General features: G+C 67.3%; 25 protein-coding genes. 17 read left to right on the top strand and 8 right to left on the bottom strand.

Going from position 1 to position 25906, the window contains the following annotated elements:
• The first annotated feature begins 90 nt into the window (after positions 1–90).
• From AC5Y7E_RS19880 to holA, 3 genes are all read left to right on the top strand, one after another.
• Positions 91–960: a ComEA family DNA-binding protein gene (locus tag AC5Y7E_RS19880; RefSeq protein ID WP_499950472.1), complete on the top strand. Its 870-nt coding sequence runs from the start codon at positions 91–93 to the stop codon at positions 958–960.
• A gap of 50 nt (positions 961–1010) precedes the next feature.
• Positions 1011–2507: a ComEC/Rec2 family competence protein gene (locus tag AC5Y7E_RS19875; protein ID WP_499950471.1), complete on the top strand. Its 1497-nt coding sequence runs from the start codon at positions 1011–1013 to the stop codon at positions 2505–2507.
• Positions 2508–2571: 64 nt separating this feature from the next.
• Positions 2572–3540, top strand: a complete 969-nt coding sequence (holA, locus tag AC5Y7E_RS19870; RefSeq protein ID WP_499915427.1) for a DNA polymerase III subunit delta — start codon at positions 2572–2574, stop codon at positions 3538–3540.
• A gap of 28 nt (positions 3541–3568) precedes the next feature.
• Here holA and rpsT read toward each other — a convergent pair whose 3' ends face one another.
• Positions 3569–3829: a 30S ribosomal protein S20 gene (rpsT, locus tag AC5Y7E_RS19865; RefSeq protein WP_499950470.1), complete on the bottom strand. Its 261-nt coding sequence runs from the start codon at positions 3827–3829 to the stop codon at positions 3569–3571.
• Between the two features lie 144 nt (positions 3830–3973).
• Between rpsT and AC5Y7E_RS19860 the strand changes: the two genes are divergently transcribed.
• From AC5Y7E_RS19860 to AC5Y7E_RS19845, 4 genes are read left to right on the top strand one after another with little or no spacing between them, the layout of a single operon-like run.
• Positions 3974–5647 (top strand): circularly permuted type 2 ATP-grasp protein, encoded by a 1674-nt coding sequence (locus AC5Y7E_RS19860; protein WP_499950469.1) that lies wholly within the window; start codon positions 3974–3976, stop codon positions 5645–5647.
• Positions 5634–6611, top strand: coding sequence for an alpha-E domain-containing protein (locus tag AC5Y7E_RS19855; RefSeq protein ID WP_499915432.1), 978 nt, complete (start codon positions 5634–5636; stop codon positions 6609–6611). The genes AC5Y7E_RS19860 and AC5Y7E_RS19855 overlap by 14 nt, the downstream gene beginning before the upstream one ends.
• Positions 6611–7450, top strand: coding sequence for a transglutaminase family protein (locus AC5Y7E_RS19850; RefSeq protein ID WP_499950468.1), 840 nt, complete (start codon positions 6611–6613; stop codon positions 7448–7450). Before AC5Y7E_RS19855 ends, AC5Y7E_RS19850 begins: the two co-directional genes overlap by 1 nt.
• A gap of 38 nt (positions 7451–7488) precedes the next feature.
• Positions 7489–8190, top strand: a complete 702-nt coding sequence (locus tag AC5Y7E_RS19845) for a hypothetical protein (RefSeq protein WP_499950466.1) — start codon at positions 7489–7491, stop codon at positions 8188–8190.
• 11 nt (positions 8191–8201) lie between these two features.
• Here AC5Y7E_RS19845 and AC5Y7E_RS19840 read toward each other — a convergent pair whose 3' ends face one another.
• Positions 8202–9044, bottom strand: coding sequence for a ribonuclease Z (locus AC5Y7E_RS19840; RefSeq protein WP_499915438.1), 843 nt, complete (start codon positions 9042–9044; stop codon positions 8202–8204).
• Between the two features lie 168 nt (positions 9045–9212).
• On the opposite strand from AC5Y7E_RS19840, the gene AC5Y7E_RS19835 reads away from it, so the two are divergent.
• Positions 9213–9641, top strand: coding sequence for a CBS domain-containing protein (locus tag AC5Y7E_RS19835; RefSeq protein WP_499915440.1), 429 nt, complete (start codon positions 9213–9215; stop codon positions 9639–9641).
• A 148-nt stretch (positions 9642–9789) separates the two neighbouring features.
• Here AC5Y7E_RS19835 and AC5Y7E_RS19830 read toward each other — a convergent pair whose 3' ends face one another.
• A complete protein-coding gene (locus AC5Y7E_RS19830; protein ID WP_499950463.1) occupies positions 9790–10392 on the bottom strand; it encodes a type II toxin-antitoxin system PemK/MazF family toxin in 603 nt (200 codons plus the stop codon).
• A gap of 141 nt (positions 10393–10533) precedes the next feature.
• Between AC5Y7E_RS19830 and lepA the strand changes: the two genes are divergently transcribed.
• The 3 genes from lepA to AC5Y7E_RS19815 are packed head-to-tail and all read left to right on the top strand — an operon-like array spanning position 10534 to position 13928.
• Entirely contained in the window at positions 10534–12396 is a 1863-nt protein-coding gene (gene lepA / locus AC5Y7E_RS19825) for a translation elongation factor 4 (protein WP_499950510.1), read from the top strand.
• Positions 12397–12398: 2 nt separating this feature from the next.
• A complete protein-coding gene (locus tag AC5Y7E_RS19820) occupies positions 12399–13157 on the top strand; it encodes a sensor domain-containing protein (protein ID WP_499950461.1) in 759 nt (252 codons plus the stop codon).
• Between the two features lie 27 nt (positions 13158–13184).
• Positions 13185–13928, top strand: coding sequence for a sensor domain-containing protein (locus AC5Y7E_RS19815; protein WP_499950458.1), 744 nt, complete (start codon positions 13185–13187; stop codon positions 13926–13928).
• Between the two features lie 66 nt (positions 13929–13994).
• On the opposite strand, the gene AC5Y7E_RS19810 is transcribed toward AC5Y7E_RS19815, so the two are convergent.
• Complete coding sequence (locus AC5Y7E_RS19810; protein WP_499915448.1) at positions 13995–16031, bottom strand: glycoside hydrolase family 15 protein; 2037 nt, start codon at positions 16029–16031, stop codon at positions 13995–13997.
• A gap of 122 nt (positions 16032–16153) precedes the next feature.
• Between AC5Y7E_RS19810 and AC5Y7E_RS19805 the strand changes: the two genes are divergently transcribed.
• From AC5Y7E_RS19805 to AC5Y7E_RS19785, 5 genes are all read left to right on the top strand, one after another.
• Positions 16154–16357 carry a hypothetical protein gene (locus AC5Y7E_RS19805; RefSeq protein WP_499915450.1) on the top strand — a complete coding sequence of 68 codons (204 nt, stop codon included), beginning with the start codon at positions 16154–16156 and terminating at the stop codon, positions 16355–16357.
• Positions 16358–16688: 331 nt separating this feature from the next.
• Positions 16689–17720 carry a sulfate ABC transporter substrate-binding protein gene (locus AC5Y7E_RS19800; RefSeq protein ID WP_499915452.1) on the top strand — a complete coding sequence of 344 codons (1032 nt, stop codon included), beginning with the start codon at positions 16689–16691 and terminating at the stop codon, positions 17718–17720.
• Positions 17717–18589 (top strand): sulfate ABC transporter permease subunit CysT, encoded by an 873-nt coding sequence (gene cysT, locus AC5Y7E_RS19795; RefSeq protein WP_499950456.1) that lies wholly within the window; start codon positions 17717–17719, stop codon positions 18587–18589. Before AC5Y7E_RS19800 ends, cysT begins: the two co-directional genes overlap by 4 nt.
• Complete coding sequence (gene cysW, locus AC5Y7E_RS19790) at positions 18586–19404, top strand: sulfate ABC transporter permease subunit CysW (RefSeq protein WP_499915456.1); 819 nt, start codon at positions 18586–18588, stop codon at positions 19402–19404. Before cysT ends, cysW begins: the two co-directional genes overlap by 4 nt.
• A gap of 8 nt (positions 19405–19412) precedes the next feature.
• Complete coding sequence (locus tag AC5Y7E_RS19785) at positions 19413–20507, top strand: sulfate/molybdate ABC transporter ATP-binding protein (RefSeq protein WP_499915458.1); 1095 nt, start codon at positions 19413–19415, stop codon at positions 20505–20507.
• 29 nt (positions 20508–20536) lie between these two features.
• Here AC5Y7E_RS19785 and AC5Y7E_RS19780 read toward each other — a convergent pair whose 3' ends face one another.
• The 3 genes from AC5Y7E_RS19780 to AC5Y7E_RS19770 form a co-directional block, all read right to left on the bottom strand.
• Positions 20537–21280 carry a phosphoadenylyl-sulfate reductase gene (locus AC5Y7E_RS19780; protein ID WP_499950453.1) on the bottom strand — a complete coding sequence of 248 codons (744 nt, stop codon included), beginning with the start codon at positions 21278–21280 and terminating at the stop codon, positions 20537–20539.
• Positions 21277–22944, bottom strand: coding sequence for a nitrite/sulfite reductase (locus tag AC5Y7E_RS19775; protein ID WP_499950450.1), 1668 nt, complete (start codon positions 22942–22944; stop codon positions 21277–21279). Before AC5Y7E_RS19775 ends, AC5Y7E_RS19780 begins: the two co-directional genes overlap by 4 nt.
• A gap of 113 nt (positions 22945–23057) precedes the next feature.
• On the bottom strand, positions 23058–23123 hold the full coding sequence (locus tag AC5Y7E_RS19770; protein WP_353852123.1) for an Ms4527A family Cys-rich leader peptide: 66 nt from the start codon (positions 23121–23123) through the stop codon (positions 23058–23060).
• Between the two features lie 220 nt (positions 23124–23343).
• Between AC5Y7E_RS19770 and hemW the strand changes: the two genes are divergently transcribed.
• Positions 23344–24516 (top strand): radical SAM family heme chaperone HemW, encoded by a 1173-nt coding sequence (gene hemW / locus AC5Y7E_RS19765; RefSeq protein WP_499950447.1) that lies wholly within the window; start codon positions 23344–23346, stop codon positions 24514–24516.
• 17 nt (positions 24517–24533) lie between these two features.
• Here hemW and AC5Y7E_RS19760 read toward each other — a convergent pair whose 3' ends face one another.
• Positions 24534–25775, bottom strand: coding sequence for a sodium-dependent bicarbonate transport family permease (locus AC5Y7E_RS19760; protein WP_499950445.1), 1242 nt, complete (start codon positions 25773–25775; stop codon positions 24534–24536).
• Between the last annotated feature and the right edge of the window lie 131 nt (positions 25776–25906).

Genomic DNA, 25906 nt, shown 5'->3' with positions numbered 1-25906 from the left:
CTGTGCACAGCCTCGGGTTAATTCACAGATCGGCCCGGTGGCGCCGCTGAGCGATGCCGTCGGGGCGGTGCGCGGACCTACCGTCGGCCCATGCGAACAGAACTTCCGGCGGAGCGCCTACAGCGACGGCTCAACGCTGAACCGGAGACCGAAGCGCCCGTCGAGCCCGGCGACGCGCCCTCGGGCTCGACGGAGGAGGCCCCCGATGACGACCAGAATTCGCTGTTGCCGCGGTGGCTCCCCGACGCGTCACAGGGCCGCGGCTGGGTGGCCAGGGTGCGTGCCGACCCCGGACGGGCCGGCGCCATCGGGTTGGCGATCGTGGCGGCGCTGGCGGTGCTGGTCACGGTGTTCACCTTGCTGCGCGACCGCCCGGCGCCGGTGATGTCGGCCAAGCTGCCACCGGTGGAGAAGGTCTCGACGGCCGGCCCCAGGTCATCGGCCGGCCCGGGTGCCGCACAGCCGCCGAGTCCCGACCGCCCGGTGGTGGTCAGCGTGGTCGGCCTGGTGCACTCGCCGGGTCTGGTGACGCTCGCACCGGGCGCGCGCATCGCCGATGCGCTGTCGGCCGCCGGCGGCGCGGTGGACGGCGCGGACACCATCGGATTGAACATGGCCCGGCCGGTCGGTGACGGCGAACAGATCGTGGTGGGTCTCGCCCCGGTTCCCGGGCAGCCGACGGCGCTGGGCAGTTCGGTGGCAACCGGAACGACACCCACATCGAAGGCACCGCCATCGGCGCCGGGGTCGGTCAAGCCGAAGCCCGGCCAGACCGTCGACCTGAACACCGCGACCGCTCAGCAACTCGACGATCTTCCCGGGGTCGGACCGGTCACCGCGGCCGCGATCGTGGCGTGGCGGCAATCCAACGGCAAATTCACCAGCGTCGACCAGCTCGCCGAAGTCGAGGGCATCGGGCCGGCGCGGCTGGAGAAGCTGCGCGCCCTCGTCCGTGTCTGACCCCGGTGGTTCATCCCGGACCGGGCGAATCGCCTTCCGAGCATGCCGATGTGCGCCTGGTGCCGGCCGCGTTGACCTGTTGGGTGGTGACCGCCGGCGGGGTCTGGTGGCAGGCCGGCCCGATGCTCGCCTGGTGCTGCGTCGGGTTGATTGCCGCGTCCGGTGCGCTGGCGTGGCGTGCGGCGCACCGGCCCGGCCGGAATGCGCGGCTGCGATCGATCAGCGCCGGCCTCGCGGCGGTCGGTGTGGTGGGGGCGGGGTACGGCTTCGCCATCGCGCTGCGCACCGACGCCGTCGTTCACCACCCGATCACCGCGGCCTTCGGCAGCAGCGCCCAAGTCACGGTCACCCCCACCGAGAGCACGGTGTCGCTGGGCAGCAGCCGGTTGATGTTTCGCGCCACCCTGCAGCGCTTGCGCACCGCCGAAACATCCGGCCGGGTGGTCGTTTTCGCGCGCGCCTCGGACTTCGCCGCCGTGGCGGTGGGCCAGCCGGTGCAGTTCACCGCGCGCATCACCCGGCCGACCCGTCGCGACTTGACGGTCGCGGTGCTCAACGCATCGGGGCAGCCGACCATGGGCGCCGCAAGCGCCGTGCAGCGGGCCGCGCACGCGGTGCGCGACCGATTCGCCGTCGCCGCCCGCGACGCGCTGCCCGGGGAGCAGGCAGCGATGCTGCCCGCGCTGGTGCTAGGCGACACCTCGGCGGTGCCGGCCGACATCAACCGCGATTTCCGCGCGGCCGGCATGACGCACCTGATGGCCGTGTCGGGCGCGAACGTGATGATCGTGTGTGGCGCGGTGTTGTTCTCGGCGCGGTTGATCGGCCCGCGGGCGGCTGTCGCGCTTGCCGCGCTGGCCCTGGTGGCCTTCGTCATCGTCGTGCAGCCCACGGCGAGTGTGTTGCGGGCGGCGGTGATGAGTGCCATCGCGCTGGCGGGCATGTTGTCTTCACGCCGGCGCCAGGCCATTCCGGCCCTGGCCGCCACGGTGCTGGTGCTGCTGGCCGTCGCCCCCGCGCTGGCCGTCGACGTGGGGTTCGCGCTGTCCGTGGTCGCCACCGCCGCGCTGGTCGTCATCGCGCCGGTCTGGTCGCGGCGCCTGGTCGGCAAAGGATGGCCCAAGCCGCTGGCCGATGCGCTGGCCGTCGCCTGGGCCGCGCAGGTGGTGACCGCGCCTCTGGTGGCGGCGATCTCGGGCCGATTCAGTGTGGTTGCCGCGCTCGCGAACCTCGTGGTGGCCGCCGTCATCGCGCCGATCACGGTGTTAGGCACCGCGGCGGCCGCGCTGTGCGGGATATGGCCGGGCGCCGCGCGGCTGCTGATCCGGTTCACCGGTCCCGAGTTGTGGTGGGTGGACCAAGTCGCCCGCTGCGCTGCCAACATGGCGGGCGCGACCTTGCCGGTGCCGCAGGGTGTGCCCGGCACGATGATCGTCGGCGGGGTCACGGTGCTGGCGGTGGTGTTGTGGCGGTGGCGGCCTTTCCGCGTCGTGGGGGCAGTGGCGGCGCTGACCGGGCTGGCCTGGGCGCTGTCCGGGCTGTGGTAGCACGGATTGCTGAGCCGTTGGATCCCCGGGCGGCGCAGTCGGTGGGGCGTGACACCATCGTGGGGTGAGCGAGGTTTCGCCGTTGCACCTGGTCCTGGGAGACGAGGAACTGCTGGTCGAGCGGGCGGTGGCTAACGTTTTGCGGTCGGCGCGCAAACGGGCCGGCACCGACGACGTTCCGGTCAACCGAATGCGCGCCGGCGATGTCAGCACGTATGAGCTCGCCGAGCTGCTGAGTCCGTCATTGTTCGCCGACGAACGCATCGTCGTGCTCGAGGCCGCCGGCGAAGCCGGCAAAGACGCTGCGGCGGTGATCGTTTCGGCCGCGAGTGACATGCCGACGGGCGTGGTGCTGGTCGTGGTGCACTCGGGTGGCGGGCGAGCCAAGGCGCTGGCCACCGAGCTGCAATCCCTGGGCGCCGAGGTGCATGCGTGCGCGCGGATCACCAAACTCAGCGAACGGATCGACTTCGTCCGCAAGGAATTTCGCGGTTTGCGGGTCAAGGCCGACGAGGACACGGTGACCGCGATGCTGGATTCGGTCGGTTCTGATCTGCGGGAGCTGGCTTCTGCCTGCTCCCAGTTGGTGGCCGACACCGGCGGGCTGGTCGACGCCGCTGCGGTGCGCCGCTATCACAGCGGCAGGGCCGAGGTGAAGGGCTTCGACATCGCGGACAAGGCGGTGACCGGCGACATCGAAGGAGCCGCCGAGGCGCTGCGGTGGGCGATGATGCGGGGGGAGCCACTGGTGGTGCTGGCCGATGCGCTTGCTGAGGCGATCCACACGATCGGCCGGGTCGGCCCCCTGTCAGGTGATCCCTACCGGCTCGCGTCACAGCTCGGGATGCCGCCTTGGCGGGTGCAGAAGGCCCAGAAACAGGCGCGGCGTTGGTCGAATGACTCGGTGGCCTCGGCGATGAAGGTGGTGGCGGCGCTCAACGCGAACGTCAAGGGAGCGGTGGTGGACGCCGACTACGCCCTGGAATCCGCGGTAAGGCAGGTTGCCGAGCTGGCCGCCCAGCGCGGTCGCTAGAGGGTGGGCGTCGCCTGCCGGTAGGGCCTCAGATTTTGTTGAGGGCCTGCGCCAGCGCCGACTTCTTGTTCGCCGCCTGGTTCTTGTGGATGACGCCCTTGCTGGCGGCCTTGTCCAGCTTGCGGGTGGTCGACACCAGCAACTCGGCGGCCTTCTCCTTGTCGCCGGCGTGGGCGGCCTCGCGGAAGGCGCGGACAGCGGTACGCAGCGACGACTTCACCGACTTGTTGCGCAGGCGAGCGCGCTCGTTCGTCTTGTTGCGCTTCTGCTGCGACTTGATGTTGGCCACGCTGGAGTTCCTTCTTCGATTAGACGTTTTGTGGGGCGCCGGATATCACCACAGCGATTGCCCAGGTTATCAGTGAGTTACGTTTTCTCCCAAAACGGGAACACGTGGGCTGCCAGAACGTCGACTTGAGGCAGCATCTGAACAGTGAGTCTTACGAACCAGCTTGACGACACCAAGCGGGGTTTTCGCGCTGCCCGTTCTGAACGCATTTTCGGCGGGTACAACGGGTCTTCGGACGCCTACGAGATGGCGTTCGACGAGATGTTCGATGCTCAGGGCGCCGTCCGCGGCCCGTACCGGGGTATCTACGCCGAGCTCGCGCCGTCGGACGCCTCGGAGCTGAGGGCTCGCGCCGAGGCGCTCTCCCGCGCCTTCCTCGACCAGGGGATCACCTTCTCGCTATCGGGCCAGGAGCGGCCGTTTCCGCTGGACCTGGTGCCGCGGGTGATCTCGGCGGTCGACTGGATGCGCCTGGAACGCGGCATCACCCAGCGGGTCAAGGCGCTCGAGATGTACCTCGATGACATCTACGGTGACCAGGAAATACTGAACGACAGTGTCATCCCGCGCCGGCTGATCACCTCTTGTGAACATTTCCACCGCCAGGCGATGGGCATCGTCCCACCCAACGGGGTGCGCATCCACGTGGCCGGCATCGACCTGATCCGCGATGACAAGGGCGTCTGGCGGGTTCTCGAGGACAACCTGCGCTCGCCGTCCGGTGTGTCCTACGTGATGGAGAACCGGCGCACCATGGCGCGCGTCTTTCCCAACCTGTTCGCCACCCACCGGGTGCGTGCGGTCGACGACTACGCCTCGCACCTGCTGCGGGCTTTGCGCAACTCCGCGGCCACCAACGAGGCGGATCCGACCGTGGTGGTGCTGACCCCGGGCGTCTACAACTCGGCCTATTTCGAGCATTCGCTGCTGGCCCGCCAGATGGGCGTCGAGCTGGTCGAAGGGCGCGACCTGTTCTGCCGCGACAACCAGGTGTACATGCGCACCACCGAGGGCGAACGCCAGGTCGACGTCATCTATCGGCGCATCGACGACGCCTTCCTGGACCCGCTGCAGTTCCGCGCCGACTCGGTGCTGGGCGTGGCCGGCCTGGTCAACGCGGCCCGCGCCGGCAACGTCTCCATCTCCAGCGCGATCGGCAACGGCGTCGGGGACGACAAACTCGTCTACACCTACGTCCCCACGATGATCGAGTACTACCTGGGCGAAAAACCCCTGCTGGCCAACGTCGAGACGTTGCGCTGCTGGCTCGACGACGAGCGTGAAGAGGTGCTGGACCGCATCGACGAGCTGGTTCTCAAGCCGGTGGAGGGATCCGGAGGCTATGGCATCGTGTTCGGTCCGGAGGCCTCGGAGAAGGAGCTGGCCGCCGCCGCCAAGAAGGTGCGTGACGATCCCCGGAGCTGGATCGCGCAGCCGATGATGGAGCTGTCGACGGTCCCGACGCAGATCGGCAACACCCTGGCCCCCCGCTACGTCGATCTGCGACCGTTCGCGGTCAACGACGGCAACGACGTGTGGGTGCTGCCCGGCGGGCTGAGCAGGGTGGCCCTGGTCGAGGGGTCGCGGGTGGTCAACTCCAGCCAGGGCGGAGGCTCCAAGGACACGTGGGTGTTGGCGTCGCGGGCGGCGGCCGGCGACCACGAACTCGAGGCGGCGGAGGTGGTGCGTTCGCTGCCCGACCCGTTGGAAGAGGCGCAACGGCTGACATCTCAGCAGGCGCAGCCCGCCGAACTGCCCCAGCGCGAGCAGCTCGAGCAGCAGCAACAACAAAGGGCGGTGCACGATGCTGGCACGTAACGCCGAGGCGCTGTACTGGATCGGCCGTTACGTCGAGCGCGCCGACGACACCGCCCGCATCCTGGACGTGGCGCTGCACCAGTTGCTCGAGGATTCCAGCGTCGACCCGGACCAGGCATCGCGCCTGCTGCTGCGGGTGCTCGGCATCGACCCACCGGATCACCACCTGGACGTGTGGTCCTTGACCGACCTGGTGGCCTACAGCACCAACGCCCAGGGTGGCTGCTCGATCGTCGACGCCATCACCTCGGCACGAGAAAACGCGAAATCGGCGCGCGAGGTGACCTCCAGCGAGATCTGGGAGTGTCTCAACACCACCTATCACGCCCTGCCAGAGCGGGAACGGGCCGCCAAACGTCTTGGGCCGCATGACTTCTTGTCGTTCATCGAGCGTCGTGCTGCGATGTTCGCCGGCCTGGCGGACTCGACGCTGTCCCGCGACGACGGCTACCGGTTCATGGTGCTGGGCCGGGCGATCGAACGGGTCGACATGACGGTGCGGCTGCTGCTGTCGCGTGTCGGTGACAGCGCCTCGTCCCCGGCGTGGGTCACGCTGTTGCGTTCGGCCGGCGCCCACGACACCTACCTGCGCACCTACCGCGGTGTGTTGGACGCGGGCCGGGTGGTCGAATTCATGTTGCTGGACCGGCTGTTTCCGCGTTCGGTGTTCTACTCGCTGCGGCTCGCCGAACACAATCTCGACGAACTGGTCCACAACCGGCAGAGCCGGATCGGGGCCACCGCCGAGGCGCAGCGGCTGCTCGGCCAGGCCCGCAGCGAGTTGGAGTTCGTCCAGCCCGGCGTGCTACTGGAATCGTTGGAAAGCCGGCTGGCCGGGCTGCAGCGGACCTGCCGTGACGTCGGCGAGGCGTTGGCGCTGCAGTACTTTCACGTCACGCCCTGGGTGGCGTGGTCGGATGCGGGGCAGCGCGCCCGGCTGGTCAGCAGGAAGGGGGACGGCTGATGTGGCGGCTGCGGGTGGTGCACACCACCGGATATGCCTACCAGTCGCCGGTGACCGCCTCCTACAACGAGGCTCGCCTGACCCCGCGGTCGAACACCCGGCAGAACGTGATCCTCAACCGCGTCGAAACCATCCCCGCGACCCGGTCCTACCGCTACATCGACTACTGGGGCACCGCGGTCACCGCTTTCGACCTGCACGCGCCGCACACCGATCTCACGGTGATGTCGTCCTCGGTCGTCGAAACCGAGCGGGCCGAGCCACTCTCGATGGATGTGGACTGGAGCGACCTGCAATCGGAGACGGTGATCGATCGCTACGACGACCTGCTTCGCCCCACCGAGCATGCCCCGGCCAGCAAGCGCGTCGCGTCGGTTGGCAAGAAGATCAGCAAAACCCACAAGCCGGCCGAAGCCGTTGTGGCGGCAGCCGATTGGGTACGCAACGAATTGGAATACCTTCCGGGGACCACCAGCGTGCACTCGTCCGGGCTGGACGCGCTGAAGGCGGGCAAGGGTGTCTGCCAGGACTTCGTGCACCTGTCGCTGATGTTGTTGCGCAGCATGGGAATTCCTGCGCATTACGTATCGGGCTATCTGCATCCCAAACGCGATGCCGTGGTCGGGGACACCGTAGACGGGCGAAGCCACGCCTGGATCGAGGCGTGGACGGGCGCGTGGTGGAGCTATGACCCCACCAACGCCACCGAGATCACCGAGCAGTACGTGGGCGTGGGCGCGGGCCGCGACTACGCCGACGTCTCCCCGTTGAAGGGCATCTACTCCGGGGAGGGCGCCACCGACCTCGACGTGATCGTGGAGGTAACTCGGCTCGCCTAGCCGGGGTGATACTCAGGCACGGGGATAGCGTTGCGGGAATGAACGATTCGGCCGGGGTCGCGGCTCGGCGCGACGAGAACCCAAGTCGTAGCGGGTGGCCCCTTGCGCCGCTGTCCCTGGGCTGCATCGCGCTGCTCGTCGGCGGCATCGCCATCGGGGTCGCCGTAGGCGGCGTCATGCCGTTGCCATACGGCCCGCCGGCCGCCGTCACGAACTACGTCCGGGCTCAGCCGGCGGCCGTACGGATCATCGCCGTCGGGACGTTTGCGTCCTCGGTGCCGCTGGCGCTCTACGGTGCGATCGCCGGTGCCCGATTGCGGCACCTCGGGGCGAGGGCCGGATCCGCGTCGGTCGCGCTGACCGGTGGCGTCCTGGCCGCCGGTGCGCTCGGCCTGGCCGGGCTGCTGGGCTGGACGTTGTCGATACCGGAAGTCGGGGCGAACCAGGCATTGGTGAGGGCGCTTTACTTGCTGGTGTTTCTCGCCGGCGGTCCGGCGCACATCGTGGCGTTGGGCCTGCTGGTCGGCGCGATCGCGGCCTCCGGGAGGGCAGTGCTGCCCAAACCGCTCGCCGGGATCGGTTTGGCGACGGCCGTTCTCGCCGAGGCGGCGGCGGTGGTGCTGATCTGGCCGGCGCTAGGCGTCATTTTGCCGGTCGCGCGGGTGCTGGCGCTGACCTGGCTGATGGTGGCAAGCTTTGCGTTATCCCCTGCGGCGCAACGAGGTTCGGCAGACCGATAAAGCGGCGGCCGTCACGTGTGTGCGTCGATCTGGACCCGGTGCAAATCGTCACCGAGTTCGATGCGTCCACCGAAATTCGTGGCCGCCAGCGCACGCCATTGTTCTTCCTGGCCGGGCACCGGCGCGGGGACGTAATGCGTCATCACCAGGGTGGCCACCCCGGCCCGGGCCGCGGTCGCCGCCGCTTCCTCCACAGACGAGTGGTAGTCACAGATGTCCTGCAGCCGCTGCTGGGGGATGGTGGCGACGATGTCCTTGCGGATAACGGTGTGCACCAGCGCGTCGGCGCCTGCCGCCAGCTCGTCCAGGCCGGCGCACGGGACGGTGTCACCGGCGAGCACCACCGAGGCGCCCTGATATTCGACCCGAAAGCCGATGGTCGGGGACACCGGCCGGTGGTCGGTGGGGGCCGTGCGAATGGTTACCCCGTCGCGATCCCAGACGGGGCCCTCGGTGTATTCGTGGACGTCCACCGCCGGCGGCTCGCTGATGTCCTGGTGGTGGGCGATCCGGTAGCCGATGTCGTGGCGGAACGCGTTCAACGTCGCCGCGACCGCCTCGGCGGTGCCGGGGGGTCCGATGATGGGCAGCGGCGGGGGATTGGGCGTGAAAGTGCTGATCCACCGGGTGATGAGCACGTCGCCGAGGTCTCCGATGTGGTCGCTGTGCAGGTGGGTGAGTAGCAACGCCGACAATCCGGCCGCGCCGACCCCTACTGCGGCGGCGCGCTGCAGCACGCCGCGCCCGCAATCGACCAGGAACGCCTGCCCTCCGGCGCGCACCAGGGTTGAGGGCCCGGCGCGGTTCGGATCGGGGATCGGACTTCCGGTACCCAGCAGCGTGACCTCGATCATGGCCCTATCTTGCAAGCCCCGGCGTGCCCGCAGGGGTCCAATCGCCCGATCAGCGGCGCTTTCACCGATTTGGACACGATCTGTTTGCAGGTTCTCTTGGCGGCTTTCCCGCCGCGCGAGGAAGCCGTAGCCTGATGTGAAGCGGATCACAACCCGGCTGGAGGCCCCATGCGGATAGCGGACGTCTTGCGGAACAAGGGCGCGGCGGTGGTGACCATCAACCCGGACGCGACGGTTCGCGAGCTGCTTGCGGGGCTGAGCGACCAGAACATCGGCGCCATGGTGGTGGTCGGCGACGAGGGTGTGGTGGGCATCGTGTCGGAACGCGACGTGGTGCGCCAGCTGCATACGCACGGCGCCAGCGTGCTGTCTCGCCCGGTATCCAAGATCATGACCTCGATGCTGGCGACCTGCAGCAAGACCGACGAGGTCGACGCCATCAGCGTGTTGATGACCAAGAACCGGGTGCGGCACGTGCCGGTCCTGGACGGCAAGAAGCTGATCGGCATCGTCAGCATCGGTGACGTGGTGAAGACCCGGCTGGAAGAACTCGAAGCAGAGCAGCGGCAGCTGCAGTCCTACATCACCCAGGGCTGAACGAGCGCTTCTCCGGCGCCGCTCGCGCGGCTCCGCTCGCCGGCGTCACTCGCCGAACGTGCACTCACGGCGAAAATCTCGGCGTTTTCTCGCCCTGAATGCACGCTCGGCGGCGCACTAACGCCCTGAGTGCACGCTCGGCGGCGCACTAGCGCCAGGAGTACTCGGCACGCAGCCGCGCGGCGACCACATCGAAGATCTCGCGATCCAGGATGGCTCCTTCACGCCGAATGCCCTCTTCGGGCACGTCGAGCACCCGGTCCAGCCGGACCCAACTTGGTCTGCCCTCGTAATCCCAAGGGCCAGAACCGATTCCAATCCAGTCGTGATCCGCGGCGTGACGCTCCTGGCTGGACACCATCAACCCCAGCAAGACGCTGCGGTCCCGTCCCACCACCAGGACCGGGCGGTCCTTGCCCCGGGTGGGGTCGTCCTCGTAGACCACCCACGTCCAGACGATCTCGCCCGGATCGGCCCGGCCGTCCAGGCTCGGCGCGTACACCAGCTTGCGGGCCCGCTGCGCGGTCGGCAGGCTGGCGCTGGTCACCGGCCGGCCGGTGACGGGCGTATCGGCGGGCGCCGGCGACACGGCGGCGATCACGTTCGCGGTGATCCGCACCGCCTGCTGCAGCTCACGCAGTACGGTTTGGGAATTCTGCACCTGCCGGGCCAGGCGAGGGGCGTTGTTGAACACCAGATTCTCGGCAAACCGCTGAAACGTCTTCCACTGGGATTTCCGGGGGGACGCCATATTCGCAGCATAGACGCGAGGGGCGGGGTGCGATTGTGTCCAAGTAGGTCAGCGCGGCCCGGTCTGGATACGCTGGACAGACCCGCGAACCGTCCCAGAAACGGCGGCAAAGCACCCCGTCAAGCTTGCACGCACCAGGAGATTCCCATCAGCAGTTTCGCCGACAAGACCTTCACAGCGCCGGCGCAGATTCGGAACTTCTGCATCATCGCCCACATCGACCACGGCAAGTCCACGCTGGCCGACCGGATGCTCCAGCTCACCGGCGTCGTCGACGAGCGGTCGATGCGCGCCCAGTACCTGGACCGGATGGACATCGAGCGCGAGCGGGGGATCACCATCAAGGCCCAGAACGTGCGCCTGCCGTGGAAAGTCACCGGCGGCCCCGACGCCGGAAAAGATTACGTGCTGCACCTGATCGACACCCCCGGCCACGTCGACTTCACCTACGAGGTGTCGCGCGCGCTGGAGGCATGCGAGGGCGCGGTGCTGCTGGTCGACGCCGCACAAGGCATCGAGGCGCAGACCCTGGCCAACCTCTACTTGGCGCTGGACCGCGACCTGCACATCATTCCGGTGCTGAACAAGATCGACCTGCCGGCGGCCGACCCGGATCGCTACGCCGCCGAGATCGCCCACATCATCGGTTGCGAGCCGGGCGACGTGCTGCGGGTCTCCGGCAAGACCGGAGACGGCGTCGCCGACCTGCTCGATCACGTGGTGCGCGAGGTGCCACCCCCGCAGGGTGAGGCCGACGCGCCGCTGCGCGCCATGATCTTCGACTCGGTCTACGACATCTACCGCGGTGTGGTGACCTACGTCCGGGTGGTCGACGGCAAGATCACCCCGCGCGAGCGCATCGCGATGATGTCCACCGGCGCCACCCACGAACTGCTCGAGGTCGGCATCGTCTCGCCGGAGCCGAAGGCCAGCGACGGCCTGGGCGTGGGGGAAGTGGGTTACCTCATCACCGGCGTCAAAGACGTCCGACAATCCAAGGTGGGTGACACCGTGACGACGGCACGCCACGGTGCCGCCGAAGCGCTGACCGGATACCGCGAACCCAAGCCGATGGTCTACTCCGGCCTGTATCCGGTGGACGGTTCGGACTACCCGGTTCTGCGCGACGCCCTGGACCGCCTGCAACTCAACGACGCCGCCCTGACCTACGAGCCGGAGACATCGGTGGCGCTGGGCTTTGGATTCCGTTGCGGCTTCCTGGGTCTGCTGCACATGGAGATCACCCGTGAGCGCCTGGAGCGCGAGTTCAATCTGGACCTGATCTCGACGTCGCCCAACGTGGTCTATCGCGTGATCAAGGAGGACAGCACCGAGATCTGGGTGACCAACCCGTCGGACTGGCCGGAGGGCAAGATCCGCGAGGTATACGAGCCGGTGGTCAAGACCACGATCATCGCCCCCAGCGAATTCATCGGCACCATCATGGAACTGTGCCAGTCGCGTCGCGGCGAGCTGGGCGGCATGGATTACCTGTCACCCGAACGGGTCGAGTTGCGCTACACCATGCCGTTGGGCGAGATCATCTTCGACTTCTTCGACTCGCTGAAGTCGCGCACCCGGGGCTACGCCAGCCTCGACTACGAGGAGGCCGGCGAGCAAGAGGCTCAACTGGTCAAGGTCGACATCCTGTTGCAGGGCGAGGCGGTCGACGCGTTCAGCGCGATCGTTCATAAGGACGGGGCATCGGCCTACGGCAACAAGATGACCACCAAGCTCAAAGAGCTCATCCCGCGCCAGCAGTTCGAGGTGCCCGTCCAGGCCGCCATCGGATCGAAAATCATTGCGCGCGAGAACATCCGCGCGATCCGCAAGGACGTGTTGTCCAAGTGCTACGGCGGCGACATCACCCGTAAACGCAAGCTTCTGGAAAAGCAGAAGGAAGGCAAGAAGCGGATGAAGACCATCGGGCGCGTCGATGTGCCACAGGAGGCGTTCGTCGCGGCGCTTTCCGCCGACGCCGCGGGGGACAAGGGCAAGAAATAACCATGCGAATGCGGGGAATGGCGACGGTGCTGATGGCCGTCGCCGCACTGGCGACGGGCTGCGGTGACGTCGTGGCCGGCACGGCGAAGCCGGCGCCGAACCTGAAGCCGGGACCGCTCAGCGGCGCGACGGTCAAGCAGGTGCTCCTCGACGGCGCGACGCTGTCGCGGATGCTCGATCAGACCTTCGTGGCGCGTGATCCGGCCTCGTTCGGCGGGCCCGAAAAGCTCTATCAGGTCAAGCGATCGACAACGCAGGCCGGCTGCCTGGGCGTGACGGCGATGTTGCAGCAGGGCGTGTACCGGTCGGCCGACGTGAAAGATGTTGCGTCGGAGTCGTGGTGGAACAACGGCCAACCGGCGCAGGTGATCGTGGTCGAGGAGGGCGTGGTCACGCTTCCGTCGGCCACGCAGGCCCGGGCGCTGTTCGCTCAGTTCTCGGGGCAGTGGCAGCAGTGCAACGGCATGACGACGTCGGAACAGTCCGGTCCGATCAGCACCACGAACGTCATCAGCGATGTCCGCGCCACCGAATCCACCGTCGCGGCAACCAAAACCGCGACATCCATACTGCCCAACATGCCGCCCCTGCGACCGACCCCGCAGGCACGCGCCATCGGCATCCGGTCGAACTGCCTCGTCGAGGTGCAGGTGGTGTTCTTCGGCGGACGCCGGTCCTCTGACCCGGGATCGGCGGACATCAACTCCAGCGCGATCGACGTGGCGCACGCCCTGATGGACAAAGTCAGCGCGCTGGGCTGACGTCGCGCCGGGGAGGCAAGGAACGAAGTGACAAGCAGCGGGCGCCCGCTGGCCGCTTTGGTTGCGGTGCTGCTGGCGAGCGGGTGCACCGAAACCACTTCTGGCACAGCCACTCTGGCGCCGGACGCGGGGCGGGTGCCGGCCATCAAGCGGGCCTTGTTCGACGGCACCGCGCTGGCAAGGCTGCTCGGTCAGCCGTTTCAGCCCTACCCGCACTACTCGGAGTTCGGCGGCACCGACAAGTTGGGAAGCAACTGGGACAACGGCCAGCCCGCCGACTGCATCGGAGTCGTTCACCTGATGCAGCGGGGCACCTATGGTTCAGCGCCGATCCAAGACACTGCCGCCGAAATGTGGGTGCACAAGGGTGATTCCGTGAAGGTCGACAGCATCCAGGAAGGCATCGTGGCGTTGCGCACGACCGGGGACGCCAGCGCGTTGTTCGCCAAATTCACCGCGCAGTGGCAGAAGTGCGACGGCACCACGCTGACCGTCGAGCCCATCGACGTATGGGGTTCGGACGCCATCTCCGACGTACGCGTCCGGGATTCCGTTGTCGCGGCTACCGTTTCGATGGGGTCCGGCCCACACGGGGGTTTGAACGCAATCCCCACCGCGCGGGCCCTCGGCGTCAAGGGGCCTTACCTGGTCGAGGTCACCGTCGACTTCATTCCGATCTATACCCCGGCAGACGCGGGGAACGCCGATATCAACTCGACGGCCGTCGACCTCACCCACGCGCTCATGGACAAGCTCAGCAGCCGCGGCTGACGCGCTGCGGGGTCTGATGGTGGCGACCCGCTTCGCCCGGCTCACGCCGCGCTTGCGATCGCCACGTCACATCGGAGCGTTCGCCGGCTGGAACATCCCGGAACCGTCGGCTTCCTCCTCGGCGCGAATGACGTGCACCACTGCGTTGATCAGCGCCAGGTGGGTGAACGCCTGCGGGAAGTTGCCCAGCTGCCGGCCGGTGCGCGGCTCGATCTCCTCGGCGTAGAGGTGCAGCGGGCTGGCGTAGGACAGCAGCCGCTCACACAGGCGTTTGGCGCGCCGCACCTCTCCGATTTCGACCAGCGCCGACACCAGCCAGAACGAGCAGATCGTGAAGGTGCCCTCTTCGCCGGACAGCCCATCGTCGGTCTCCTCGACCCGGTAGCGCAGCACCAGGCCTTCCTGGGTGAGCTCGTCGGCGATCGCCAAGACGGTGTTGCGCACCCGCGGGTCATCCGGTGGCAGGAACCGCGTCAGCACCACCAACAGCAGCGAGGCGTCCAGCGCGTCACTGCCGTAGCGCTGGGTGAAGACCCCGCGCGAGTCCACGCCGTGTTGCAGGATGTCGTTCTTGATCTCCTCGGCGATCGCCCGCCACTGCTGGGCATAGCTCTTCTCGCCCTGCCGCTCGGCCAGCTTGGCTCCGCGGTCGAGTGCCACCCAGCACATCACCTTCGACGACGTGAAGTGCTGCGGTTCCCCGCGCACCTCCCAGATGCCGCGGTCCGGCTCGCGCCAGTGCTTGATCGCCTCCTCCACCTGCTTCTTCAGCACCGGCCACAACGTCTCCGGGACCTGCTCGCGCGACTTGGCGTGCAGGTAGAAGGAATCCAGGATGGAGCCCCAGATATCGTGCTGGATCTGGTCGTAGGCGCCGTTGCCGATTCGCACCGGTCGGGCGTGGTCGTAGCCCGATAGGTGATGCAGCTCTTCTTCGACCAGGCTGCGTTCGCCACCCACGCCGTACATGACCTGCAGCGGGTGCCGCTCGTTGTGGTTGGCGCCGGAGACGTCGGCGATGAACGCGAAGAAGTCGTCGGCCTCGCGGTCGAGCCCCAGTGTGTACAGGCCCCACAACGCGAACGTCGAGTCGCGCACCCACGCGTAGCGGTAATCCCAATTGCGTTCGCCCTGCGGCGTTTCCGGCAGCGACGTGGTGCTGGCCGCCAGCAGCGCACCGGTGGGCGAATACGTCAGGCCCTTCAGCGTCAGCGCGCTGCGCTGCAGGTACGCCCGCCACGGGTGGTCGGGGAAGTTACCGATGTTGATCCACTGCCGCCAACACTCGGTGGTCTGCCACATTTTCTCGGCGGCCTCTTGGTAGGTCTGCGGCGCCGGGTGCTTGGTCCAGCTCAGCGCGACGAACACGTCGTCGCCCTCTTTCATCCGGGTGCGCGCGCGGGCCTCCCGGCCTTCGAGCCCAATACGCAGATTGCTCGTGAGCCGCATCGTCGGGTGGGCGTCGGGGTCCTTGGTGGCGCGCGCGACGGCCTCGCCATACGCGTTGGCGGAGTACTCCCAGGCGGCGCCGACGCGGTGGTAGTCGAACGCCGGCTCGCAGCTCATCATCAATTCGACGGTGCCGCTGACGCAACGCACGGTGCGCAGCAGGATGTGCTCGGCATCCCAGTCCATCGGCGTGCGGCGATGGGTCCGCGACCGCCGCTCCAGGTCGTGCCAGGGCCCCATGACCAGCGCGTCACGCACGATCAGCCACCCGGTGTGGGTCTGCCAGGTGGTCTCCATGATGAGGCTGCCGGGAAGGTAGCGGCGGGCCGAGGGCACCGAGACGCCGTACGGCCCCAGCCGGAAGTGGCCGGCGCTGCGGTCCAAGATCGCGCCGAACACGCTGGGGGAGTCCGGCCGCGGCACGCACAGCCATTCCACCGACCCGGCCGGCGAGATCAGGCAGGTGGTTTCCCAGTCCGACAGGAATGCGTAGTCGGCGATCGGCGGAAACGGATTCCGCAGCGCCGCACTGGGAGCGAGCGGCCCGGCCGTGCGCAAGTCGATCGACGAAGACGCCGCCGACGCGGCCGCGGGAAACGCGTCCTCGGGCGCGGTGTCGGTCGGCTGGTCTTCGGGTTGGGCATGCAGAACCATCTGGACATCATCGCTGCTCAGTGATCGCGCGTCCAACCTTTCGGCGAGGTGGCGTGGCGCGCGCCGGGGCAGTCGTGCGCCGACCTTTCGCGCATTGGTCTTCGGCAGCCGGGCCGAATAAGGTGGGCCCCGTGAACGCGTTCCTCAATTGGTGGGACGGCAACGAGCTTTGGCTTTCGGGGCTTCCTTTCGTAGTGCAGGCCATGGTGGTGATGCCGATCGTGCTGGTGGTGGCCTACGCGGTGGCGGCCGCGTTGGATGGCCTACTCGGCAAGGGCATCGAACTGATGCGCCGCGCCCGCCACGCCGACGGGGCGCCCGAGTAACGCGCATGCCTCGATCACACGTGACGCTGATCCTTGGCATCCTGGTGGCGCTGGTGCTCGTCACGTGGTTGGTCACCCACCTGGTGCACCACTAGGGGCCGTGGCCCGGTCGCCCCCCGTCGCGGTGGCGGCAACGTCAATTCCTGTTAGGCTTCCCGCCATGCGCGTGGCATTCGGCATTCCGGGCTGCTATCCCTTCGTGCACTGTTGTCGCTGACTCCCAAACCCGTACGCGGTCTGGTCTGGAGTTATCGAATTCTCCTGAAGTTCTAGGTGCCTATCCGCAGAAACGGGACCGAAATCCCCTACGTTCCGCATCGGAAGGCCCTCAATGGACATCAGGACCGCAACACAGTGGCGGCCCGTCCTCGCCCTTGCCCTGCTTGCCGGCCTCATCGCCGGATGCCACGGCGGTGCCAGTGATGCCGTCGGTGGCGGCGGGCTGGCCAACGCGCGCACCAGCATCACCCTGGTGGCCTACTCGGTCCCAGAACCGGGGTGGAGCAAGATAATTCCGGCGTTCAATGCCTCCGATGAGGGAAAGGGCGTGCAAGTCGTCACTTCCTATGGGGCATCCGGCGACCAGTCCCGCGGCGTCGTCGACGGCAAGCCGGCCGACGTCGTGAACTTCTCCGTCGAACCCGACATCGCTCGTCTTGTGAAGGCCGGCAAGGTTTCCAAGGACTGGAATGTCGACGCCACCAAGGGAATTCCGTTCGGCTCGGTTGTCACACTGGTGGTGCGAAAGGGCAATCCGAAGAACATCAAGGATTGGGATGACCTGTTGCGGCCGGGCGTCGAGGTCATCACCCCGAGCCCACTGAGTTCCGGATCGGCCAAGTGGAATCTGCTCGCGCCGTACGCCGTCAAGAGCGAAGGCGGCGCCCATAGTGATGCCGGCGTGGATTTCATCAAGAAGCTGGTGACCGAACACGTCAAACTGCGCCCCGGATCCGGGCGCGAAGCCACCGATGTTTTCGTCCAGGGCAGCGGTGATGTGTTGATCAGCTACGAGAACGAGGCCATCGCCACGGAGCGGGCGGGAAAGCCGGTCGAACACATCAATCTGGCGCAGACCTTCAAGATCGACAACCCGGTGGCCGTGGTCAACACCAGCCCGCACCTGGACGCCGCCGTCGCCTTCAAGAACTTCCAATACACCGCCGCGGCCCAAAAGGTCTGGGCGCAGGCCGGTTTCCGTCCGGTCGATCCGGCCGTCGCCGCCGATTTCCGAAACCAGTACCCGGTACCGGCGAAACTGTGGACCATCGCCGACCTGGGCGGCTGGACCACGGCGGATCCGCAGCTGTTCGACAAGAACAGCGGCAGCATCACCAAGATCTACACGAAGGCGACCGGATGACGGCCATCACGCCGGACCCGCTGGCGATCCGGCCCGAGCTCAGCGGTGACGCACCACCGGGACCGCTTCCCGGGCGCGGCCGCGGGACCACCGCCCTTCGGGTCGGAGCGGCCACGGTGTGGCTGTCGGTGATCGTGCTGCTGCCGCTGGCGGCCATCGCCTGGCAATCCGCCGGTGGCGGCTGGCACGCCTTCTGGCTCGCGGTCTCCTCGAACGCCGCGGTCGAGTCGTTCCGGGTGACCCTGACGATCTCGGCCGGGGTGACCGTGCTCAACCTGGTCTTCGGCCTGGTCATCGCCTGGGTGCTGGTGCGTGACGACTTTCCGGGCAAGCGGCTCGTCGACGCGATCATCGATCTGCCGTTCGCGCTGCCCACGATCGTCGCCAGCCTGGTGATGCTGGCGTTGTACGGCAACAACAGCCCGGTCGGCCTGCACCTGCAGCACACGTCATGGGGTGTGACGGTGGCGCTGGCCTTCGTCACCCTGCCGTTCGTGGTGCGCGCCGTCCAGCCGGTGCTCTTGGAATTGGATCGCGAAACCGAGGAGGCCGCGGCGTCGCTCGGTGCCAGCGGCCCGAAGATCTTCACCTCCGTGGTGCTGCCGTCGCTGCTGCCCGCGTTGTTGTCCGGTGCGGGCCTGGCATTCTCCCGGGCCATCGGCGAATTCGGATCCGTGGTTCTCATCGGGGGTGCGGTGCCGGGCAAGACCGAAGTGTCGTCGCAGTGGATACGCACTCTGATCGAGAACGACGACCGCACCGGCGCCGCCGCGATATCGATTGTGCTGTTGGCCATTTCGTTTGTCGTGCTGCTCATCCTGCGGATCGTGGGCGGGCACGCGGCCGAGCGAGAGGAGCTGTCCGCATGACATCGTCTGCGGGAGTGCGCTATTGGTTGCGGTTCATCGCGCTCGGATACATCTTCGTCCTGCTGGTCGTCCCGGTGGCGTTGATCCTGTGGCGCACGTTTGCTCCCGGGCTCGGCCAGTTTTACGCCTGGGTGAGCACCCCCGCCGCGATATCGGCGCTGAATCTGACGCTGCTCGTGGTCGCCATCGTGGTGCCCCTCAACGTCGTCTTCGGCATTCCCACGGCATTGGTGCTCGCGCGCAACCGGTTTCGTGGCAAGGGCGTGCTGCAGGCCGTCATCGACCTGCCGTTCGCCGTCTCGCCCGTCATCGTGGGCGTCGCGTTGATCGTGTTGTGGGGGTCGGCCGGTGCGCTGGGGTTCGTGGAGCAAGACCTCGGGTTCAAGATCATCTTCGGCCTGCCCGGAATCGTGCTCGCCAGCATCTTCGTCACGCTTCCTTTCGTGGTTCGCGAAGTCGAGCCGGTGCTGCACGAGCTGGGAACCGACCAGGAGGAGGCGGCGGCCACCCTGGGTTCGGGGTGGTGGCAGACCTTCTGGCGGATCACCTTGCCGTCCATCCGGTGGGGCCTGACCTACGGCATCGTGTTGACCATCGCACGTACGCTCGGGGAATACGGCGCAGTGCTCATGGTGTCCTCGAACCTGCCCGGGAAGTCGCAGACACTGACGCTGCTCGTCTCCGACCGCTACAACCGCGGCGCGGAGTACGGCGCCTATGCGCTGTCCACGCTGCTGATGGGAGTCGCCGTGCTGGTGTTGGTTTTCCAGGTGGTGCTCGACGCGCGCCGCACACGAGCGGCCAGACAGGCCTGACGAGGGGAATGACCGTGACCGACGCCGGCTCCAACCGCGACGACCTCGCCATCATCGTGCGTGATGCCAACAAACGCTATGGCGATTACGTCGCCCTGGACCACGTCGACTTCGTCGTGCCCACCGGCTCGCTGACGGCCTTGCTGGGTCCCAGCGGTTCGGGAAAGTCGACCCTGCTGCGTACCATCGCCGGCCTCGACCAGCCCGACACCGGAACCGTCACCATCTACGGCCGCGACGTGACCCGGGTGCCACCGCAGCGCCGCGGCATCGGATTCGTGTTCCAGCACTACGCGGCGTTCAAGCACCTGACGGTCCGCGACAATGTCGCCTACGGGCTCAAGGTCCGCAAGCGACCCAAAGCCGAGATCAAAGCCAAAGTCGACAACCTGCTGGAAGTGGTTGGACTGAGCGGGCTTGCGGCCCGCTACCCCAACCAGCTGTCCGGCGGTCAGCGCCAGCGGATGGCACTGGCGCGGGCGCTGGCCGTCGATCCGCAGGTGCTGCTGCTCGACGAGCCGTTCGGAGCGCTGGACGCCAAGGTGCGCGAGGACCTGCGAGCGTGGTTGCGGCGCCTGCACGACGAGGTGCACGTGACCACGGTGCTGGTGACCCACGACCAGGCCGAGGCGTTGGACGTCGCCGACCGCATCGCGGTGCTCAACCAGGGCCGCATCGAGCAGATCGGTTCACCGACCGACGTCTATGACACCCCGGCGAACGCGTTCGTGATGTCGTTCCTCGGTGCGGTGTCCACCCTGAACGGCACCCTGGTGCGCCCGCACGACATCCGGGTGGGTCGCAACCCCCAGATGGCGATCGCCGGCGGGGACGGCACCGCCGATTCCGTCGGGGTGGTGCGCGCCGTCGTCGACCGCGTGGTCACGCTGGGTTTCGAGGTACGGGTCGAGTTGACCAGCGCCGCCACCGGCGGCTTCTTCACCGCCCAGATCACCCGCGGCGACGCCGAGGCGTTGGCCCTGCGCGACGGCGACACCGTCTACGTGCGCGCCACCCGCGTTCCGCCGATCGCCCTTGATTCCGCCGACGCTAGCCGCGCGCACGGGGCCGACGAAGATGACAACACGCTGACGTCGGCGTAACCCCGAGGGCGCCGGTGTGCGCGCGGGAACTACGACGCGTGCAATCCGCATTCCGTCTTGGCGCGTCCCTGCCAGCGACCGCTGCGCGGGTCGGCGCCCGCCAGCGGCTTGGCCGTGCAGGGCTCGCAGCCGATCGATGAATAGCCTTCGTAGATAAGCGGATTGACCAGAACGCCGTGTTCGTCGATGTAGTTCTGCACGTCTTCGTCGGTCCACGTCGCCATCGGGTTGACCTTCACCAGCTTGAAGCCCTCGTCGAAGCCGACCACCGGTGCGTTGGCGCGCGTCGCCGTCTCCGACCGGCGCAGCCCCGTCACCCACGCCGAGTATCCGCGCAGCGTCTTGCCGAGCGGCTCGACCTTGCGCAGCCGGCAGCATTCTCCCGGGTCGCGCGCGAACAGATCCTTGCCCCGCAGTTTGTCCTGCTCGGCGACGCTCTGCTCGGGAGTGACGTTGAGCACCCGGATGTCATACACGGACTCGATCGCGTCCCGGGTGCCGATGGTCTCCACGAAGTGATATCCGGTGTCCAGGAACACTACCGGCACACCCGGACGCGCCTTGGCCGCCAGATCGATCAACACGGCCTCCTGCATGCTGGAGGCCACGACATAGTTGCAGGTGGCCCAGCCGCGGGGCCCGTTGACGCCGCCGAATGTCTGGTCGGTCCACCGCAACACGTCGGCGGCGCTGGCGCCTTCCAGCTCGGCCGCGCCGCGGGCGGCAAGCGCGCGCAGCTCGGCTTCCGGAAGCCTGGTCGTTCGTTCGCTCATCGCAAATCGTCCTCGTCTGCCCTCATAGCCCACTGTGCGAAACGTTCACCCTCACCGCGATATTTCAGGAAGTTGCGTGTGACCCGCTCGATGTAGTCGCCGAGCTCGTCGCTGGTGACCTTGTGCTGGCGCAGCTTTCGGCCGAACCCGCTGTCCAGGCCCAAGCTTCCGCCCAGGTGCACCTGGAAAGCCTCGACGGAGCCGCCGTTTCCGTCGTCGACCATTTGGCCCTTGAGCCCGATGTCGGCGACCTGAATGCGCGCACACGAATTGGGGCAACCGTTGAGGTTGACGGTGATCGGCACGTCGAGTTGCTCGTTGACGTCCGCGAGGCGGCGCTCCAAATCGGGCACCAAAGACTGCGCCTTGACCCGGGTTTCGGCGAAGGACAACTTGCAGAACTCAATCCCTGTGCACGCCATCACATTCCGGCGCCAATGTGACGGCTGAGTGTGCAGGCCGAGCGCTTCGAGGCCCGCGATCAGCTCGTCGAGCTTGTCGTCGGGCACGTCGAGGATGACCAGCTTCTGGTAGGGGGTGAGCCGGATCCGGTCCGACCCGGCCCCCTCGGCGAGGTCGGCCACGGCGGTGAGGATGGTGCCCGACACCCGTCCCGCGATCGAGGCGACGCCCACCGCGTTGAGCCCGTTCTTGAGCCGCTGCACGCCGACGTGGTCGATCGGGCGCTTCAGCGGCTCGGGAGCCGGGCCGTCGATCAGCGGACGCTTGAGGTACTCGGTTTCCAGGACTTCGCGGAATTTCTCGATGCCCCAGTCCTTGATGAGGAACTTCAGCCGCGCCTTGGACCGCAGTCGTCGGTAGCCGTAGTCGCGGAAGATCGAGGTGACCGCGTTCCACACCTCGGGCACGTCTTCGAGCGGTACCCAGGCGCCGACCCGCTGGGCCAGCATCGGGTTGGTCGACAGCCCGCCACCGACCCACAGGTCCAGCCCGGGGCCGTGCTCGGGGTGGTTGACGCCGATGAACGCGATGTCGTTGACCTCGTGCACCACATCCTGCAGGCCCGAGATCGCGGTCTTGTACTTGCGCGGCAGGTCGGCGAAGTCGGGCTGACCGATGTAGCGGCGCGCGATCTCCTCGATCGCCCAGCTGGGGTCGAGCACTTCGTCGAGCGACTCCCCGGCCAGCGGTGAGCCCAGGATCACCCGGGGGCAGTCACCGCACGCCTCGGCGGTCTGCAGCCCGACCTCGGTCAGCCGCCGCCAGATTTCGGGGACGTTCTGGACCTCGATCCAGTGGTACTGCACATTCTCGCGGTCGGTGATGTCGGCGGTGTCGCGGGCGAATTCGGTGGAGATTTGGCCCACAGTGCGCAGCGCGGCCGCCGAGAGCGCGCCGCCGTCGCAGCGCACCCGCATCATGAAGTACTTCGCCTCCAGCAATTCGGCGTTGTCGTCGCCGGTGAACGTGCCGTCGTAGCCCTGTTCGCGCTGGGTGTAGAGGCCCCACCAGCGGAAGCGCCCGCGCAGGTCGCTCTTGTCGATGCTGTCGAAGCCGTCGCGGGCATAGATCGTCTCGATGCGCTCCCGCACGTCCAGCGGGGCGCCGGCCTGCTTCATCTCTTCGTTCGGGTTCAGCGGCTCACGATTCCCCAGTGCCCATTGGCCCTCGTTACGGGCCTTGGCGGGTCGGGCGGTGGTCATCGGAAGTTCTCTCCTTCAACAAGATCGCCAGCGCGGCCAGCACAGTTCACCGGCACTTTTGGGCGGCGCGGAACCTCGGCCAGCTGGAGACACAGGGGGCTGGGTCTACCACGTCAAGGCAGACAGATACAGCTGCAAACGCGCTTGAGATCAATGTGCCGTCGCGCCACGAGCACCATGTGCGGGCTGGGCTGGGCGACAGTCACGCCACCATTGTGCCATGGATGCCGAAGGGCCGTGCGAGCAGGTCAAATCTCGGCTCACGGTGATTAAAAATACCGTGCAATTCTGGTAAATCGCACTCGCATACCCTTCAATGCGATCCTTCGCTGGGGGCGGCGGGTGCCGCAGCCGAACCGACGGCCCAGGGCCGACACGTTCGTCGTGGGATCATTTGGCATGGCCATTCGCGAGAAGCCGGTCGACCTGCCCGACATCGGGGTGGTCGCCGGGCGGCCGTTTGGGATTTACGTGCATGTCCCGTTCTGCGTAACACGTTGCGGCTACTGCGATTTCAACACCTACACCCCGGCCGAGCTGGGTGGCGTGAATCCGGACGCCTGGCTCAGCGCGCTGGGGGCGGAACTGGAACTGGCCGCCGCGAGATTGCAGGCGCCGCCGGTGAATACGGTGTTCGTCGGTGGCGGGACGCCTTCGCTGCTCGGGGGAGCGCGGATGGCGACGCTGCTGGGCATGGTGCGTCAGCACTTCACGTTGGCTCCGGATGTTGAGGTCACCACCGAGGCCAATCCCGAGTCGGCATGGCCCGATTTCTTCGACGCCATCCGAGCGGCCGGCTACACCCGGGTATCGCTGGGGATGCAGTCGGTGGCGCCGCACGTGCTGGGTGTCCTTGACCGCATCCACACGCCGAACCGGTCAGCAGCCGCGGCCCGCGAGGCGCTGGCCGCGGGATTCGGGCATGTCAGCCTCGATTTGATCTACGGGACTCCGGGGGAGTCCGACGACGACCTGTTGCGCTCGGTCGATACCGCCATCGAGACCGGCGTGGATCACGTGTCCGCCTATGCGCTGGTGGTCGAGGACGGCACCGCCCTGGCTCGGCGAGTCCGGCGCGGCGAACTGGCCGCACCGGATGACGACGTGTTGGCGCATCGCTACGAATTGGTGGACGCGCGGCTGTCGCAGGCGGGACTGTCCTGGTACGAGGTGTCCAACTGGTCGCGGCCCGGCGGTGAGTGCCGGCACAATCTCGGTTATTGGGACGGCGGCCAGTGGTGGGGCGCTGGGCCGGGCGCACACGGGTACGTCGGTACGACGCGTTGGTGGAACGTCAAGCACCCCAACGCTTATGCGGAGAGGTTGGGCGCCGCGGCGCTGCCGGTGGCCGGGTTCGAGCAGCTCGACGCCGACGCCTTGCACACCGAGGACGTGTTACTGAAAACCCGGCTGCGTCAAGGCCTTCCAATTGACCTGCTGAGCGCTGCCGAGCGCGGCCGCGCCCAGGGTATGGTTGCCGACGGGTTGTTGGTGTCCGACGGTGACAGGCTGGTCCTGACTCCGCGGGGACGGCTGCTGGCCGACGCGGTGGTGCGAACGCTGTTGGCCTAGCGGCGTTGTCCGTGCGGTCAGACGCCGAACCAGTGCTCGAAGGCGCGGGCTATCTCGATGTAAAGCGGGATCCCCACGGTGACGTTGTAGGAGAACGTCAGGCCCAGGGATGCGGCTAGCGGTAGCGTCGGGCTCGCCTCGGGGATCGCCAGGCGCTGCACCGCGGGGACCGCGATGTAGGACGCCGCGCCGCAGAGGACCGCGAATAACACGTATGTCCCGGTCTTGAAGTCGGTGTGGGTCAGCGATGCGTAGCTGCAGGCGACGATGATGCCCAGTGTCGCAAAGACATTCGGCGCCACCAGGCCGAAGACGATGAAACCGGGACCCGCGCTGCGAAGGTCCTTCAACTTGCGCGACGCCGTCATTCCCATCTCGAGCAGGAATAGACACAGCACGCCCTGGAAGGCCAGCACGAAGAATTTGTCGTCGTCGGCGACGACCTTCTGCCCCTGCAGTCCACTGACCAGGCCGATGATGATGCCGCCCATCAACAGGACGAGGCCGGGATTGAGGAAAACCTCCTGAAACAGCTCCCGGGAAAAAATCGGCACCCGCTTGCCCGTGGTGCGCGCAGGCCTCGGATCGGGCTCCCAATCGGCGTGTTCCAGCTTTTCCAGCGAGAGCTCCAGCTCCTGCTCGATGGCGGCTTCCTCCTGGCTCTCGAGGCTCTGGCCCTGCGGAGGACGCGCGGCGGTGCCGGGCCCGACCCCGACCTTGACGGGCGGTGTGTAACCGGCCTCGTCGGGCATGTAGCCCGCGGAATCCATGCCCCGATGGCGAAGTCGCGCCACGAAATACAGCGCGACCAAGCAGCCCGGGATCTCCATCACCGCCAGCATCACCGGCATGTAGGCGTTGAAAGCGACGTTCACCGCGGCCAGGACGGCCACGCAGGTGGCGAAGGTGCCCGCTGAATCCGACCCGTAATAGCCGGCGATGGTTGCGCGATCGACTTTTCGGAGGGATTTGAGTCGGCTGAGGCCCAGGTAGGCCAGGCCGCCGATCAGGCAGTTCAGTGCGAAGCCCAGGACCATGAACCCCACGATGGCCCCGACGCTCGATGCGCTGACCTGTGCGAGTTCTTCCCCGCCGTGCCAGCCGATGGCCAGCAACAGATACATGGTCAACCCCTGATAGATGACGTAGGGGAACTCGAACCGCACTTTGAGAATGGGAATCAGGAACCCGAAGTAAAAGAACAGCAGTAGCGGTTTGAACAGGTTATGGGTGAAGTTGTGCCAGAACTCCTGCAGCATCGATGCCTCCGTTGGTTAGAGCGCTGATCTGGGGAAGCACCGTCCGCAAGCGGAGCAACCACGAAACATCGCGACGACCGTCAAGAATTTATCCCCGCCGCTGACTGGTCGCCACTCGAACACGCGCCGGG

The sequence above is a fragment of the Mycobacterium sp. NGS17 genome (assembly GCF_059813205.1).
The sequence above is the reverse complement of the archived record's forward strand: the minus strand, read 5'-3'. Positions and strand labels throughout refer to the sequence as shown.

Coding starts and splice junctions, on each gene's coding strand:
- AC5Y7E_RS19880 (WP_499950472.1), top strand. CDS start 91: ATGCGAACAGAACTTCCGGCGGAGCGCCTACAGCGACGGCTCAACGCT.
- AC5Y7E_RS19855 (WP_499915432.1), top strand. CDS start 5,634: ATGCTGGCACGTAACGCCGAGGCGCTGTACTGGATCGGCCGTTACGTC.
- AC5Y7E_RS19850 (WP_499950468.1), top strand. CDS start 6,611: ATGTGGCGGCTGCGGGTGGTGCACACCACCGGATATGCCTACCAGTCG.
- AC5Y7E_RS19845 (WP_499950466.1), top strand. CDS start 7,489: ATGAACGATTCGGCCGGGGTCGCGGCTCGGCGCGACGAGAACCCAAGT.
- AC5Y7E_RS19840 (WP_499915438.1), bottom strand. CDS start 9,044: ATGATCGAGGTCACGCTGCTGGGTACCGGAAGTCCGATCCCCGATCCG.
- AC5Y7E_RS19835 (WP_499915440.1), top strand. CDS start 9,213: ATGCGGATAGCGGACGTCTTGCGGAACAAGGGCGCGGCGGTGGTGACC.
- AC5Y7E_RS19830 (WP_499950463.1), bottom strand. CDS start 10,392: ATGGCGTCCCCCCGGAAATCCCAGTGGAAGACGTTTCAGCGGTTTGCC.
- AC5Y7E_RS19820 (WP_499950461.1), top strand. CDS start 12,399: ATGCGAATGCGGGGAATGGCGACGGTGCTGATGGCCGTCGCCGCACTG.
- AC5Y7E_RS19810 (WP_499915448.1), bottom strand. CDS start 16,031: ATGGTTCTGCATGCCCAACCCGAAGACCAGCCGACCGACACCGCGCCC.
- AC5Y7E_RS19800 (WP_499915452.1), top strand. CDS start 16,689: ATGGACATCAGGACCGCAACACAGTGGCGGCCCGTCCTCGCCCTTGCC.
- cysT (WP_499950456.1), top strand. CDS start 17,717: ATGACGGCCATCACGCCGGACCCGCTGGCGATCCGGCCCGAGCTCAGC.
- cysW (WP_499915456.1), top strand. CDS start 18,586: ATGACATCGTCTGCGGGAGTGCGCTATTGGTTGCGGTTCATCGCGCTC.
- AC5Y7E_RS19785 (WP_499915458.1), top strand. CDS start 19,413: ATGACCGTGACCGACGCCGGCTCCAACCGCGACGACCTCGCCATCATC.
- AC5Y7E_RS19780 (WP_499950453.1), bottom strand. CDS start 21,280: ATGAGCGAACGAACGACCAGGCTTCCGGAAGCCGAGCTGCGCGCGCTT.
- AC5Y7E_RS19775 (WP_499950450.1), bottom strand. CDS start 22,944: ATGACCACCGCCCGACCCGCCAAGGCCCGTAACGAGGGCCAATGGGCA.
- hemW (WP_499950447.1), top strand. CDS start 23,344: ATGGCCATTCGCGAGAAGCCGGTCGACCTGCCCGACATCGGGGTGGTC.
- AC5Y7E_RS19760 (WP_499950445.1), bottom strand. CDS start 25,775: ATGCTGCAGGAGTTCTGGCACAACTTCACCCATAACCTGTTCAAACCG.